The sequence below is a fragment of the Oxalicibacterium sp. genome, from assembly GCF_035565035.1.
Taxonomy (GTDB): Bacteria; Pseudomonadota; Gammaproteobacteria; order Burkholderiales; family Burkholderiaceae_D; genus Oxalicibacterium.
Genome location: NZ_DATMTD010000095.1, coordinates 12,887 through 25,286 on the forward strand (window position 1 = coordinate 12,887; position 12,400 = coordinate 25,286).

General features: G+C 54.4%; 17 protein-coding genes. 3 read left to right on the forward strand and 14 right to left on the reverse strand.

Annotation, left to right across the window (positions count from 1 at the left end; all coding sequences use genetic code 11):
- Nucleotides 1-15: 15 nt before the first annotated feature.
- The 12 genes from VN114_RS08720 to VN114_RS08775 form a co-directional block, all read right to left on the reverse strand.
- A complete protein-coding gene (locus VN114_RS08720; RefSeq protein WP_325513983.1) occupies nt 16-1,020 on the reverse strand; it encodes a MucB/RseB C-terminal domain-containing protein in 1,005 nt (334 codons plus the stop codon).
- 5 nt (nt 1,021-1,025) lie between these two features.
- Nucleotides 1,026-1,598: a sigma-E factor negative regulatory protein gene (locus VN114_RS08725; protein ID WP_325513985.1), complete on the reverse strand. Its 573-nt coding sequence runs from the start codon at nt 1,596-1,598 to the stop codon at nt 1,026-1,028.
- Nucleotides 1,599-1,661: 63 nt separating this feature from the next.
- Nucleotides 1,662-2,264: an RNA polymerase sigma factor RpoE gene (gene rpoE, locus VN114_RS08730; protein ID WP_325513986.1), complete on the reverse strand. Its 603-nt coding sequence runs from the start codon at nt 2,262-2,264 to the stop codon at nt 1,662-1,664.
- A gap of 85 nt (nt 2,265-2,349) precedes the next feature.
- Nucleotides 2,350-2,853 (reverse strand): protein YgfX, encoded by a 504-nt coding sequence (locus tag VN114_RS08735; protein WP_325513987.1) that lies wholly within the window; start codon nt 2,851-2,853, stop codon nt 2,350-2,352.
- Nucleotides 2,854-2,905: 52 nt separating this feature from the next.
- Complete coding sequence (gene fabF / locus VN114_RS08740; RefSeq protein WP_325513989.1) at nt 2,906-4,147, reverse strand: beta-ketoacyl-ACP synthase II; 1,242 nt, start codon at nt 4,145-4,147, stop codon at nt 2,906-2,908.
- Between the two features lie 21 nt (nt 4,148-4,168).
- A complete protein-coding gene (gene acpP, locus VN114_RS08745) occupies nt 4,169-4,408 on the reverse strand; it encodes an acyl carrier protein (RefSeq protein ID WP_009664389.1) in 240 nt (79 codons plus the stop codon).
- A 117-nt stretch (nt 4,409-4,525) separates the two neighbouring features.
- Nucleotides 4,526-5,263: a 3-oxoacyl-ACP reductase FabG gene (fabG, locus tag VN114_RS08750; protein ID WP_325513991.1), complete on the reverse strand. Its 738-nt coding sequence runs from the start codon at nt 5,261-5,263 to the stop codon at nt 4,526-4,528.
- On the reverse strand, nt 5,263-6,195 hold the full coding sequence (gene fabD, locus VN114_RS08755; protein WP_325513993.1) for an ACP S-malonyltransferase: 933 nt from the start codon (nt 6,193-6,195) through the stop codon (nt 5,263-5,265). Before fabD ends, fabG begins: the two co-directional genes overlap by 1 nt.
- 39 nt (nt 6,196-6,234) lie before the next feature.
- A complete protein-coding gene (locus VN114_RS08760; RefSeq protein WP_325513994.1) occupies nt 6,235-7,221 on the reverse strand; it encodes a beta-ketoacyl-ACP synthase III in 987 nt (328 codons plus the stop codon).
- Nucleotides 7,218-8,306 carry a phosphate acyltransferase PlsX gene (plsX, locus tag VN114_RS08765; protein WP_325513996.1) on the reverse strand — a complete coding sequence of 363 codons (1,089 nt, stop codon included), beginning with the start codon at nt 8,304-8,306 and terminating at the stop codon, nt 7,218-7,220. The genes VN114_RS08760 and plsX overlap by 4 nt, the downstream gene beginning before the upstream one ends.
- Nucleotides 8,307-8,452: 146 nt before the next feature.
- Nucleotides 8,453-8,635, reverse strand: a complete 183-nt coding sequence (gene rpmF / locus VN114_RS08770) for a 50S ribosomal protein L32 (RefSeq protein WP_325513998.1) — start codon at nt 8,633-8,635, stop codon at nt 8,453-8,455.
- Between the two features lie 124 nt (nt 8,636-8,759).
- The gene (locus VN114_RS08775; protein ID WP_325514000.1) at nt 8,760-9,041 is read right to left on the reverse strand and encodes a YceD family protein; all 282 of its coding nucleotides are present in this window, start codon (nt 9,039-9,041) and stop codon (nt 8,760-8,762) included.
- Nucleotides 9,042-9,047: 6 nt separating this feature from the next.
- Here VN114_RS08775 and VN114_RS08780 point away from each other — a divergent pair, with 6 nt between their 5' ends.
- The 3 genes from VN114_RS08780 (at nt 9,048) to VN114_RS08790 (ending at nt 10,742) form a co-directional block, all read left to right on the forward strand.
- Entirely contained in the window at nt 9,048-9,290 is a 243-nt protein-coding gene (locus VN114_RS08780; RefSeq protein WP_325514002.1) for a hypothetical protein, read from the forward strand.
- A gap of 74 nt (nt 9,291-9,364) precedes the next feature.
- Nucleotides 9,365-9,976: a Maf-like protein gene (locus VN114_RS08785; RefSeq protein ID WP_325514004.1), complete on the forward strand. Its 612-nt coding sequence runs from the start codon at nt 9,365-9,367 to the stop codon at nt 9,974-9,976.
- 19 nt (nt 9,977-9,995) lie between these two features.
- Complete coding sequence (locus tag VN114_RS08790) at nt 9,996-10,742, forward strand: SAM-dependent methyltransferase (protein ID WP_325514006.1); 747 nt, start codon at nt 9,996-9,998, stop codon at nt 10,740-10,742.
- Between the two features lie 262 nt (nt 10,743-11,004).
- Here VN114_RS08790 and VN114_RS08795 read toward each other — a convergent pair whose 3' ends face one another.
- Nucleotides 11,005-12,000 carry a S49 family peptidase gene (locus VN114_RS08795; RefSeq protein ID WP_325514008.1) on the reverse strand — a complete coding sequence of 332 codons (996 nt, stop codon included), beginning with the start codon at nt 11,998-12,000 and terminating at the stop codon, nt 11,005-11,007.
- Nucleotides 12,001-12,027: 27 nt separating this feature from the next.
- Nucleotides 12,028-12,399 (reverse strand): Rieske (2Fe-2S) protein, encoded by a 372-nt coding sequence (locus tag VN114_RS08800; RefSeq protein ID WP_325514010.1) that lies wholly within the window; start codon nt 12,397-12,399, stop codon nt 12,028-12,030.
- Between the last annotated feature and the right edge of the window lies 1 nt (nt 12,400).

The following is a 12,400-nucleotide window of genomic DNA, read 5'->3' on the forward strand; positions in this document are numbered from 1 at the left end:
GGAAGAAAATCTTGCTCATTGAGATTTAAGCTCGATGGAATTGGCGACCTGCTTGATCGCCGCGGCAGGCACTTCGCCGACAACAGTCAACCAGTAATCACCCTGGCGTTTGCCGATGATATTCATTGCGCCCTGCTGCATCGAACCTTCAGTCCGGCTTTGCGAACCGGCTTCGATAAAGACGGAAATGGCTGCGAGTCCGTCTGAATAAACAATCTGCGAAACCTCACGTTGTGTTGGTGTCGCATGTTCGGACACCGTATCCGTGATCAGCCGCTTCATCTCGCGCACTTTCTTGAAGCCGGATGGCATGGCCTTCACCGACCAGTTGGACAGATCGGCTTCACTCATCACGGCATTCTCGACGCGCCAGCCATGTGTGTTCTTGAAACTCGTCTTGGCCTGATTCGGATCGACATGACCAATCACGATCTGCGTGAAAGCAATCTGCTCGACGACATCATTCTTTTCGTTGACCGTCTGCGCCTTCAACAGCAGGCCGGTCGATTTTTCAGCCCACAACTTGTAACCGTAACGCAGCTTGTCCTTCGGCTCCAGGATGATCGCCTGACAATCGTAGCCGGCCACACGGCCGGTTTCACCCTTCTTCATATCGTAGTGCTGAGCCAGGTCGGCAGGATTGGCGCCAAGGATCGCGGGAAATACGTCCTTGTTGACGCGTCGCTCCACACGGATCGATTTACTCTCCGGCATGTAGCAGGCGATTTCCTCGTTGTTGCGGATGTATTCACGCGGCTTGCCGTCGAGGATTTCCAGTTTTTCGAGTTCATTCTTGCCATTGAGGAGATGCGTAATGCGCGACGTGCGCACCTGGCTGCCCTGCTGATAGACGAACGTACCCGAGTAGTTCAGCTTCTGTGCCGACGACTGAATCTTCTTCAGCCATACCTGCGTATCGTGCTGGTCGACGGTCGGCGCTGCGCTTTCTGCATGAGAAGAAAACGCAATAAAGCTGGAGCAAAGCACAACGAACCTGAAAAATCCCAATGTCTGCCGCATATTAATTACTTGTCCGAATCAACAGCAAATGTAGCCGAGCGGGCGTATTGCGCAGTGCTGTACACAGACGGAGAAAAACGCTGATGTGCCAGCAGATACTCATCGATACGCGGGTCGCGCAGCACTTCGCCATCCTGGCTGGCAACAGTGATCGTTTCCGGCGCTGCAGCAGATGCCACAACCGGTGCCGGATTCGCCGCCAGTGTCGGCGCAGTGATTGGTGTCATCATTTGCGGCACCGTCAGGAAAGCGACCACGGCAACTGCTGCTGCCGCCATTCCCGGCATCGCGAAACGTCGGATCGATGTTTCCTTGGCAACCGCGACACGTTTGTCGGCCGACACCATGATGACCGGCTCCGCATCGAGAAGCGCAAACATGCGCGCATTGAAACCTGCACTCAATTGCGTGTTCAGTTCATCAGATCGCAGGGCATCGCCAACCTGGTGATACAGATTCCAGGCATCGCGCCCTTCATCCTGGCGCAACGCAGCCAGCGTAACGTCGAGATGTCCATCGGACAACTCGCCATCGGCAAAGGCAGAAATCTGTTCCCGCGTGATATTCGTCGTATTCATCACTACCTCGAAAAAATTAAGGCTACCCCTGTATTTGCAGCAAAAAGCGTTCTTGTTATATGTTCACCAACGTTTATCGAGCGCCGTATCCAGCAACGGCCTTAATTTTTCCGAGATCGCTTCGCGCGCCCTGAAAATCCGGCTGCGCACCGTGCCGATCGGACAACCCATCGACTCGGCAATCTCGTCGTAACTCAACCCTTCGATCTCTCGCAAGGTAATCGCCATTCGCAACTCTTCCGGCAGTTCGTCCATCGCTACATTCAACGTCTGGGCGATTTGCTTTGTTGCCAACAACGATTCCGGTGTATTGATATCTCTTAGGTGGTCGCCGTCGTCAAAAGTTTCTGCCTCTTCGACATCGGCTTCAGTAGAAGTTGGCGCGCGTCGACCTTGCGTCACCAGATAGTTTTTCGCGGTGTTGATCCCGATCCGATAGAGCCACGTATAGAACGCGGAATCGCCACGGAATTGGGGCAACGCACGATACGCCTTGATGAACGCTTCCTGAACCACATCCTCGGCTTCCGCCTGGTCGCGAACAAGCCGCGACACCAGTCGCATCAATTTTCGTTGGTACTTGATCACTAAAAGCTCGAAGGCTTTCTTGTCGCCACGTTGTACACGCTCGACAAGCAGCTGATCAATATCGCGTTCTGTCGTCAAATCCCCATTCCCTTGTTATGTCGCAACACGCACGCGGCTCGTGCTGTTGACTGGGCGAAACATGATTAGTTCAAAGAATCCGGAATTAATTTGAATGTTCACGTCGATCCCCGGCTTCTGGATGGCGCATCACGATCCAGCGGCACGCAACCAGTAACGCCCTGAAACTGTCTGCCGAAACCGAATCCGGCAGGATTCTTACTATTTCGGTTTTTTGCTTTTCATTTTGCAAATGCAAGATGAGCAAGCCAGACCACAATGTGGATGATGCCAGCAATTTCACCGGCTCCGCCTCTGTTCCACCGGCAATCTCCACTTGCGAGCCATTTGTCCGCACCGCCAACCGTATCTGCCCAACACCGGAAATATGGATTTCATATGTCTTCCGGATCATCACGACAGTATAAAAAGCATAACCTGCTGCCATGATACAGACGAGCGCAACGGCCAGTCTGAAAACAGGGGGCAGATTACCAACCGAGTCGGATCCGATCGCCATTCCGCTACACAGAACGGCCATGCACATCGCCACCACCACAACCAATAATCGGCGGGACGGTTTTACCACGGTGCTGACCGCGATAGACATGGGGAGGGATAAGTAAAAAATCCGATTACTCTCGCGAGCAATCGGATTTTAATCAGATCTTACCGAAGACCAGGGTGCCGTTCGTGCCGCCAAATCCGAAGTTATTCTTCATGGCATATTGAATCGGCATCTCGCGCGCCGTATTGGCACAGTAATCAAGATCGCATTCCGGATCCTGGTTGATGATATTGATGGTCGGCGGAGAAATCTGATGATGCACGGCCAGAACGGTAAAGACCGATTCCAGTCCGCCCGCACCGCCCAGCAAATGTCCCGTCATCGATTTGGTCGAATTGACGGTCAGCTTCTTTGCGTGCGCGCCGAATGCCGCCTTCACCGCATCCGATTCATTCCTGTCACCGAGCGGTGTCGACGTACCGTGCGCGTTCAGATACTGCACTTGGTCAGCAGAGATTTCTGCATTCTTCAATGCATTGACCATGCTGCGACGCGGACCGTCCATGTTCGGTGCGGTGATGTGATAGGCATCTGCACTCATGCCGAAACCGACCAGCTCCGCGTAGATTTTTGCACCACGGGCTTTTGCATGCTCGTATTCTTCGAGCACCATCACGCCGGCGCCTTCGCCCAGCACAAAGCCGTCACGATCCTTGTCCCAAGGACGCGAAGCGGTTGCCGGATCGTCATTGCGGGAAGACAGTGCACGTGCTGCAGCAAAACCACCCAGACCCAATGGCGAAATCGTCGATTCCGCACCACCGGCGATCATCACGTCTGCATCACCGTATTCGATCATGCGTCCGGCTGTGCCGATCGCATGCAAACCGGTCGTGCATGCCGTTACGACAGCCAGATTCGGGCCCTTGAGTCCGTACTGGATCGACAGATGTCCGGAAATCATGTTGATGATCGATGCCGGCACAAAGAACGGGCTGATGCGACGCGGACCACGATTGGTCAGTTCCGCATGCGTGTCCTCGATCAACGGCAAACCGCCAATACCGGAGCCGACGATGACGCCGATGCGATCCGCATTCTCGTCGGTAACGACCAGACCGCTGTCCTGCATGGCCTGCATGCCGGCGGCAACGCCATAGTGGATGAAAGTATCCATGTGGCGCGCTTCCTTACCGGGAATGTAATCCTCGATATTGAAGCCTTTTACTTCTCCAGCAAAGTGCGTGCTGAAGGGGGTCGCATCAAACTTGGTGATGGTGGCGATGCCGGATTGGCCCGCCGTGATGGCTTTCCATGCGTCTGCGACACTGTTGCCGACGGGAGAGACACAACCAAGACCAGTGACGACGACACGTCGTTTGCTAGAGCGACTCAAGCAATTCTCCTGAAGTCTGACTTACGCTTTGACGTGTGCCTTGGCGTAATCGATCGCCTGCTGCACGGTGGTGATTTTTTCAGCTTGCTCGTCAGGGATTTCCATTTCGAATTCGTCTTCGAGCGCCATCACGAGTTCAACGGTATCGAGCGAGTCGGCACCCAGATCGTCAACGAAGGACGATTCGATCTTGATGTCTGCTTCGGCGACGCCCAATTGTTCAGCGACGATTTTCTTAACGCGTTGTTCGATATCCGACATGTTTAACTCCAATGAGTGGTTACAGAAAGTGCGCGCATTTTAGCAGGTTTGCGCACCGATAATTTACTTTTAGCTTTTGTCATCAAGAAAGTCGAAACTCCGGCTAAAAGCACCTAATTACATGTACATGCCGCCGTTGACATGCAACGTCGTACCTGTGATGTAGCCGGCTTGCGGCGAAGCGAGGAAGCTGACGGCCGCAGCGATGTCCTCCGGCTGGCCCAGACGGCCAAGCGGGATCTGCTGCTTTAATGCCGTAACCTGCTCTTCACCGAGGACCTTGGTCATATCGGTATCGATGAAGCCCGGCGCCACGCAATTGACCGTGATGTTGCGGCTGCCGATTTCCCGCGCCAGTGCACGGCTCATGCCGGCCACGCCGGCCTTTGCCGCAGCATAATTCATCTGGCCCGGGTTGCCGGAAGAGCCCACAACCGAAGTAATGTTAATGATGCGGCCGTGACGCGCCTTCATCATGCCGCGCAGAACGGCGCGTGACAGACGGCCGACGGCAGTCAGATTGGTGGCGATGACGTTATCCCACTCCTCTTCCTTCATTCGCATCGCCAGTTGATCCTGCGTAATGCCGGCATTGTTGACCAGAATGGTGACTGCGCCGAATTCCTTCTGAATCTCGTCGATCAGTTCCACCGAACGCGCCGCATTATTGACGTCGAGCATGACGCCTTTGCCGCCTGCGCCCAGATATTCAGAGATCGCTGCCGCACCGGATTCCGACGTTGCGGTCCCGATCACTTTTGCGCCCTGCTTGACCAATTCCTGCGCAATCGCACGACCGATACCGCGCGATGCGCCGGTGACGAGGGCAACCTGACCTGCCAATTGAGTATCCATTATTTCAAAAGCTCCAAAACCGCATCCAGAGATGCCTGATCGACAATCGCGTGCCCGGTAAGCTCGCCGTTAATACGTTTGGTCAAACCTGCCAGCACCTTGCCGGGACCGCATTCGACCACATCGGTAATACCGTCAGCCGCCATTTTCTGCACCGACTCGACCCAGCGAACCGGATTGGCCGCCTGACGTACCAACGCATCCTTGATGCCCGCAACATCGCTCACGATGGCGACATCAACGTTATTGATCAATGGAATCTGCGGTGTACCGAACGCCAGCGGTGCCAGATATTCACGCAGACGGTCCGACGCCGGCTTCAGCAACGATGAATGGAACGGCGCGGAAACCGGCAGCGGCAGTGCACGCTTGGCACCTTTTGCCTTGGCCAGTTCGCAAGCACGCTCAATCGCAGCCTTGTGACCGGCAATCACGACTTGTGCCGGCGCATTGAAATTGACAGCTTCCACGACATCGCCCTGTGCCGCATCCTTGCAGACAGCCAGCACATCGGCATCCGACAAGCCAAGAATTGCCGCCATCGTGCCCTGACCGACTGGCACGGCTTCCTGCATTGCCTTGGCGCGGAAGCGCACCAGCGGTACCGCATCCTTGAATGCAATCACACCGGCAGCAACCAGCGCCGAATATTCACCCAGACTATGGCCCGCGACGATCGCCGGCGTCTTGCCGCCTGCCGCGATCCATGCGCGATACATCGCAACAGCAGCCGTCAACATGACAGGCTGCGTATTGGTCGTCAAATCGAGATCTTCCTTCGGGCCTTCGGCGATCAGTTTTGCCAGATCGAACTGTAGTGCGTCCGATGCTTCTGCCAGTGTTTGCTGCACGATGGCGTTGTCGGCAAAGCCGTTCAGCATGCCGATGGCTTGCGATCCCTGACCTGGAAAAACGAATGCAAATTTGCTCATGATTTTTGTATTTTTGATTTCAACAATGACAATCGTTCCTTACATGCGCACCAGCACGGCACCCCATGTAAAACCGCCACCAACGCCTTCCATCATGACGTTCTGACCTGCCTTGATACGACCGTCGCGTACACCCGTATCGAGCGCCAGCGGTATCGACGCAGCCGATGTATTGCCGTGCTGATCGACCGTCACGATCATCTTGTCCATGCCGAGGCCCAGCTTTTTCGCCGTGCCCTGCATGATGCGAATATTGGCCTGATGCGGCACGATCCAATCGACTTCGGATGCGTCCATTTTGGCCAGTTGCAGCGCTTCGTTCGCAACCTTGTCCAGCAAACCGACGGCAAGTTTGAATACGGCCTGCCCATCCATGTACATGAAGGCACTGCCTTCGAGCGCACCGTTACTGATTCTGCCAGGTCCGCAAAGAATATCGCCGTAACTACCGTTCGCATGCAACTTGGTCGCCAATACGCCCGGTTCATCGGAAGCCGTCATGACAACCGCGCCGGCGCCATCGCCGAACAACACGCAGGTCGTACGGTCGCTGAAATCGATGATGCGCGAAAACACTTCCGCACCGATCACCAATACATTCTTGTGCGAACCGGATTTGATGAACTTGTCTGCTGTCGAGACTGCATAAACGAAACCACTGCAGACAGCCTGTACATCCAACGCAGCGCATTCGTTCGTAATGCCGAGTTTGTGCTGCACCACGCACGCCGTGCTCGGGAAACCGCCAAAGAAATCCGGCGTCGACGTCGCAAGAATGACCAGGTCGATATCGTTCGGCGTCAATTTGGCCATATCGATGGCGCGCTTGGCAGCTTCCACTGCGAGATCGCTCGAATTCATCCCGGCATCAGCATAGTGGCGTGCGGAAATGCCGCTGCGCGAAACGATCCACTCGTCGGACGTTTCAATCCCCTTGCTTGCCAGTTGTTCGGTCAGATCCTGATTGGTAACGCGGTTGGGCGGCAGGTAGCTACCTGTCCCGATAATTTTGCTATAGAGAGTCATGCGGTTTTCTGTTCTGTATTTTCTGTTGTACCGGCCGGATCTTCGGAAAGTGACGCAAGCGACTGCGGCATCAACTCCGCAATCTTCGTCGAAATGCGTGCGAGAACATCGTATTTGGCTGCGTCGAATGCACGTCGGATTGCCCACTGATAACCGTAGGCATCCGCACCACCATGGCTTTTGAAGACCAATCCGCGCAGGCCGAGCAAACTGCCGCCATTGTAACGGGACGGATTCAGGCGTTGCGAAATCGCTTTCAACGCGCCACGCGCGATCAAGGCGCCCAGCATGTTCAACGGGCTGCTCTTGAACTCCGTCGTCAGTACGCTTTTGACGAAACGACCGAGGCCTTCCGATGTTTTCAACGTCACATTGCCGACGAAGCCATCGCAGACGACGATATCCGTCGTGCCCTTGAAGATGTCGTCGCCTTCGACGTTGCCGTAAAAATTCAATGTGCCTTTTTCGTGCTCGGCGCGCAAGCGCACTGCAGTTTGCTTGACGACATCATTACCCTTGATGTCTTCCTCTCCGACGTTCAGCAGCCCAACAGTTGGCTTCGACTTGCCTTCCATTGCCGAGACCAGAGCGGAACCCATCAATGCGAACTGATGCAAATGCTGCGGTTCACAATCAACATTGGCACCCAGATCGAGCATATAGGTCGGACCGTCTTTTTGATTCGGAAGGATGCTGCAGATAGCCGGGCGATCGACGCCAGGAATCGTTTTGAGGACGTAACGGGAAATTGCCATCAGCGCGCCGGTATTGCCGGCGGACACACAAGCCTGCGCCTTTCCTTCCTTGACGAGATTGATCGCCACGCGCATCGAAGAGTCGCGTTTGCGGCGTAGTGCCGTTTCAAGGGTGTCGTCCATTGTCACGACATCGGTCGCATTGACAATGGAAAGGCGTGGATGTTCGCTTGCCTTGTGCTTTTTCAGCTCTGCCAAAAGCAACGCCTCGGGGCCGACCAGAATAAGTTCGGCGTCCGGTTCGTTTTCGGCAAACGCAATAGCGGCAGGAATGGTAACCGCAGGGCCGCGATCACCGCCCATGCAGTCGATAGATATTTTAATTGTCATTGGCTTGATTCAGGGCCTCAGTCCAGCCACATTATGGGGCAGATTCGGCTTGATTCAAAATGACGCAATGCGCTGCGTGAGCATATGAAAAAACGGCGCAAAGTCATGACTCAACGCGCCGCTTTTTTCGCCTGAACGAGAATGGATTATTCGTCGTTTTTGGTTTTCAGGACTTTACGACCACGATAAAAGCCGTTCGGGCTGATGTGGTGACGCAGATGCGTTTCACCCGTGGTTGGTTCCGTACCCAGTTGTGGAGCAACCAGGAAATCGTGCGAACGGTGCATACCGCGCTTCGATGGGGACTTTTTATTCTGTTGAACAGCCATGATAACTACTCCTAAACCTTAAGTTCGAAAATTCTAACACATTCGCTTTGCAAAACCGCTGCAAATCGACAATCCTGTTACTGAAATTACACGCCGCCGCATTCGCGGCAATGCGCCTCAACTCTTATTGCTTCAAGCCCTTCAGGACATCGAAAGGCGACGGCTTGCGCGCATCAGAAAATCCGTCCGTAACGGCATTGCCGGGACAGACTTCATGTTTCGGCGCCAAAGGCAACGACAGCAACGCTTCGTCTTCCACCAGATCCAGAATATTCATCGCCTTCGAGCCGACAATCACATCAATTGTGTCGTCATCCAGCAATGTCTCGATCTCATCCGCCTGATCGTCACTTTTCGCAAGAATCAGAATCTGCTCCGATTCGATCACATGTTCAAGCGAAGTCATGCAACGTTGGCAACGCAACTGAGCCTTGCCTGCCACAGTCATCAACAGTTGTGGATATCCGAAACTGTTTGCTCCACCCTGCAACGTCCACTGCAAGAATGTTGCAATGTCGGTGCATTCCGCAGCCAGCCTCTTCATATCGGCCACAGCAATCTCGCCATCTCGTCGCTCACCAAGCCGACAGAAATCAAACGCGTCGATTACAAAAGCACCCATAGCAACTGGCCGAATCCGGAAAACCTGCGATAATAGCAGGCTTTTTCCTTATTCGTCAAAGTGTTAGCGCGCTTTTGTTGAGCGGTCATTCAAATAAACATCAAAAAATGTCTTCATCCCCCGCACAACCGCGACTGATTCTTGGTTCCAGCTCGATTTACCGCAAGGAATTGCTGTCCCGGCTCCGCATTCCATTCGACGTCATGGTGCCAAATATCGACGAAACGCCGCGCCCTGAGGAAACGCCGGAAGCTACTGTCATGCGCCTCGCGCAGGAAAAAGCTGCTGCCATCGCCAATCGGGCGCCACAATCGCTGATCATCGGCTCCGATCAGGTGGCCACGCTGGACGGCGCACAAATCGGCAAGCCCGGCACGCACGACAAGGCATTGCAACAATTGCAAAAAATGCGCGGACGCAAGGTCATTTTCCATACGGCGCTTTGCCTGTTCGATGGCCGTAGCGCGGCGTCTCCGCGGATACAGTTCGAAAACGTCCAGACCAGTGTCACGTTCCGAGATCTTCCGGATCACGAACTCGATGCGTATCTGCGTATCGAGCAACCGTACGATTGCGCGGGAAGTGCGAAAAACGAAGGCTTGGGCATCGCCATCATTGAAAAAATCGAAAGCACCGATCCAACTGCGCTGACCGGATTGCCATTGATTGCGCTGACGTCGATGCTGCGTCGCGCGCACGTCACATTTTTCACAGAATAATTTCGACCTGTTATTGCTCATGCCTGGCACTCTCTACCTCATTCCCAATACACTTGGACCTCATGACGCCAGTGATTCACTCGCGCACATCATTCCTGTCGAAGTCCAGCAGATCACGGCGAAGCTCGATTACTTCATTGCGGAAAACGCCAAGACAACGCGCGCCTTTCTCAAACTGATTGACACAAGTAATACCTTGGCAAAACCGATACAGGAAATCCGTATCGCAGAGCTGGACGTCAATACGGAAGCAAAAGCACTGCCTGCCCTGCTGGCACCACTCCTTGCCGGACAGGACGGCGGCCTGATTTCGGAAGCAGGTGTGCCGGCGGTTGCCGATCCCGGCGCCAATCTTGTCCGCCTTGCCCATGCACAAGGCATTCAAGTCAGACCGCTTGTAGGCCCCTCGTCCCTATTGCTCGCGGTCATGGCCAGTGGATTGAGTGGACAGAATTTCGCCTTCAATGGCTATTTGCCCATCGATGCGGCGGCTCGCATCAAGCGTATCCGCCAATTGGAAGAACGTTCGCGTGCAGAAAAACAAACGCAGTTTTTTATCGAAACGCCGTATCGCAATACCGCCATGCTGGAAACACTGGCAGCGACCTGTCAGCCCGGCACGCTGATCAGTATTGCAACGGACCTCACCTTGCCATCGGAAAAGATTTGCACCCAATCGGCCGCAAAATGGAAAACCGATCTGGCGAACGGAAAAGCACCGGACTTTCACAAGAAGCCGACCGTCTTCCTGTTGCTTGCCGAATAGAAAACGCGCGCAGTAAACGCAAAGCGGCGATGTTTCATCGCCGCTTTGCCTGCCTTCCTAGAAGGCATCAGGATGGGTCAGAGACCCGAAACGTTATCTAATGCGAGCGGTTGCAATCCAGCGATTGCAGACGTTGTTGCATTCTCACCGTCAGATGTCGATAACGCGATATCACTATAGACAATCGTCCTGAAACTTCAAGCCGATTCTTGCAGGGGTCCGCAGCACAAATCCGCGTCAAGCGACGCGTTGCATTACGCCATCATTTCAGGTTCGGCATCCATTGTTCGCTGATTGCTTTTACTGCAGAGGCACCTGCTGCCGCACCAAACTTCCTCAACACCCGGTCGGACAGGCCTTCGCGTTGCGTGTAGTCGACGATATTGGTCGACTTGAATTGATCGCGCGCCACGCTTTCCACCGTACCGAAACCGTCAGCCAATCCCAGCTCGATCGATTTTGCACCGCTCCAGAACAACCCCGAGAACATCTCCGGCGTTTCTTTCAAACGTTTGCCGCGGCCCTTGCGAACAACGTCGATGAATTGCTGGTGAATTTCATCCAGCATGCTTAACGCGTAATTTTTTTGCGTTTCGTTTTGCGGACTGAATGGATCAAGAAATCCCTTGTTGGCGCCAGCGGTCAGCAGGCGACGTTCTACACCCAGTTTTTCCATCGTACCGGTGAAACCGAAACCGTCCATCAGTACACCGATCGAGCCGACGATGCTGGCCTTGTTGACATAGATGCGATCAGCGGCAGCGGCAATGTAGTAACCACCGGATGCACAAATCTCCGTCACGACGACGTTCAGCGGCTTTTTCGGATACGCAGTACGCAGTCGCGTGATTTCATCGTTGATGATGCCGGCCTGTACCGGGCTGCCGCCCGGACTGTTGATTTCAAGAATGATGCCAACCGAGCCTGGATCTTCATAGGCTTTCGTCAGTGCCGCAATCACCGCGTCGGCATCGCCTGCGCCCTTCGCTTCAATGGTGCCTTCGATCTTGATCAATGCGGTATGCGGCCCGACGCTTTCCATCTCCGAAACGGACGATCCCAATCCCAGCCAGATGCCGAATCCGATCAACGCCAGTGTCGCAAGTTTGAAAAAAATTCCCCAGCGACGACGTGCGCGTTGTTCCTTTAATGTGGCGAAAGCCAGCTTCTCCAGCACTTCCCGCTCCCATCCATCCTTGCGCGGTGTCGAAGCCTGCCAGGATGATGGTTGATTGCCCTGCTCGTTGTCGTTGCTCATGTCGTCACTCGATAGATTCCGCGCCGCTTATGCGCGCGCGGGTCTTGCATATTCGTCGGGCTGCCAGAATACCTGATTATCCCGTTCCACAATTTGTATTGGCCGCAGGCTGCGGCCTCGACACGGGCCACCTGTGCAGCGGCCGGTTTCCGGCTCGTACATCGCGCCATGTGTGGAGCAAATCAAATACAGTCCGCTTGATTCGAAAAAATCGCCTTCGTTCCAGTCCAGTTCAATCGGCACATGAGCGCAACGGTTCAGATAACCGTAGACGATACCGTTGTAACGCACCACAAATCCGCTGGCATCCTCGCCACCGGCGGTTAGCGGAAAACGCACGCCCTTCCCACCCTCTTCAAGCAATGCCGTTTCACAAACGAAAATGAGATCCGTCGTCACG

Bases quoted from the DNA above. Each gene is read 5' to 3' on its own strand.
- VN114_RS08775 (WP_325514000.1), bottom strand. From the start codon at position 9,041: ATGACTTCGCTTGAACATGTGATCGAATCGGAGCAGATTCTGATTCTT.
- VN114_RS08720 (WP_325513983.1), bottom strand. From the start codon at position 1,020: ATGCGGCAGACATTGGGATTTTTCAGGTTCGTTGTGCTTTGCTCCAGC.
- VN114_RS08790 (WP_325514006.1), top strand. From the start codon at position 9,996: ATGCCTGGCACTCTCTACCTCATTCCCAATACACTTGGACCTCATGAC.
- VN114_RS08725 (WP_325513985.1), bottom strand. From the start codon at position 1,598: ATGAATACGACGAATATCACGCGGGAACAGATTTCTGCCTTTGCCGAT.
- VN114_RS08760 (WP_325513994.1), bottom strand. From the start codon at position 7,221: ATGACTCTCTATAGCAAAATTATCGGGACAGGTAGCTACCTGCCGCCC.
- VN114_RS08735 (WP_325513987.1), bottom strand. From the start codon at position 2,853: ATGTCTATCGCGGTCAGCACCGTGGTAAAACCGTCCCGCCGATTATTG.
- fabG (WP_325513991.1), bottom strand. From the start codon at position 5,263: ATGGATACTCAATTGGCAGGTCAGGTTGCCCTCGTCACCGGCGCATCG.
- rpmF (WP_325513998.1), bottom strand. From the start codon at position 8,635: ATGGCTGTTCAACAGAATAAAAAGTCCCCATCGAAGCGCGGTATGCAC.
- plsX (WP_325513996.1), bottom strand. From the start codon at position 8,306: ATGACAATTAAAATATCTATCGACTGCATGGGCGGTGATCGCGGCCCT.
- acpP (WP_009664389.1), bottom strand. From the start codon at position 4,408: ATGTCGGATATCGAACAACGCGTTAAGAAAATCGTCGCTGAACAATTG.
- VN114_RS08785 (WP_325514004.1), top strand. From the start codon at position 9,365: ATGTCTTCATCCCCCGCACAACCGCGACTGATTCTTGGTTCCAGCTCG.
- VN114_RS08795 (WP_325514008.1), bottom strand. From the start codon at position 12,000: ATGAGCAACGACAACGAGCAGGGCAATCAACCATCATCCTGGCAGGCT.
- fabD (WP_325513993.1), bottom strand. From the start codon at position 6,195: ATGAGCAAATTTGCATTCGTTTTTCCAGGTCAGGGATCGCAAGCCATC.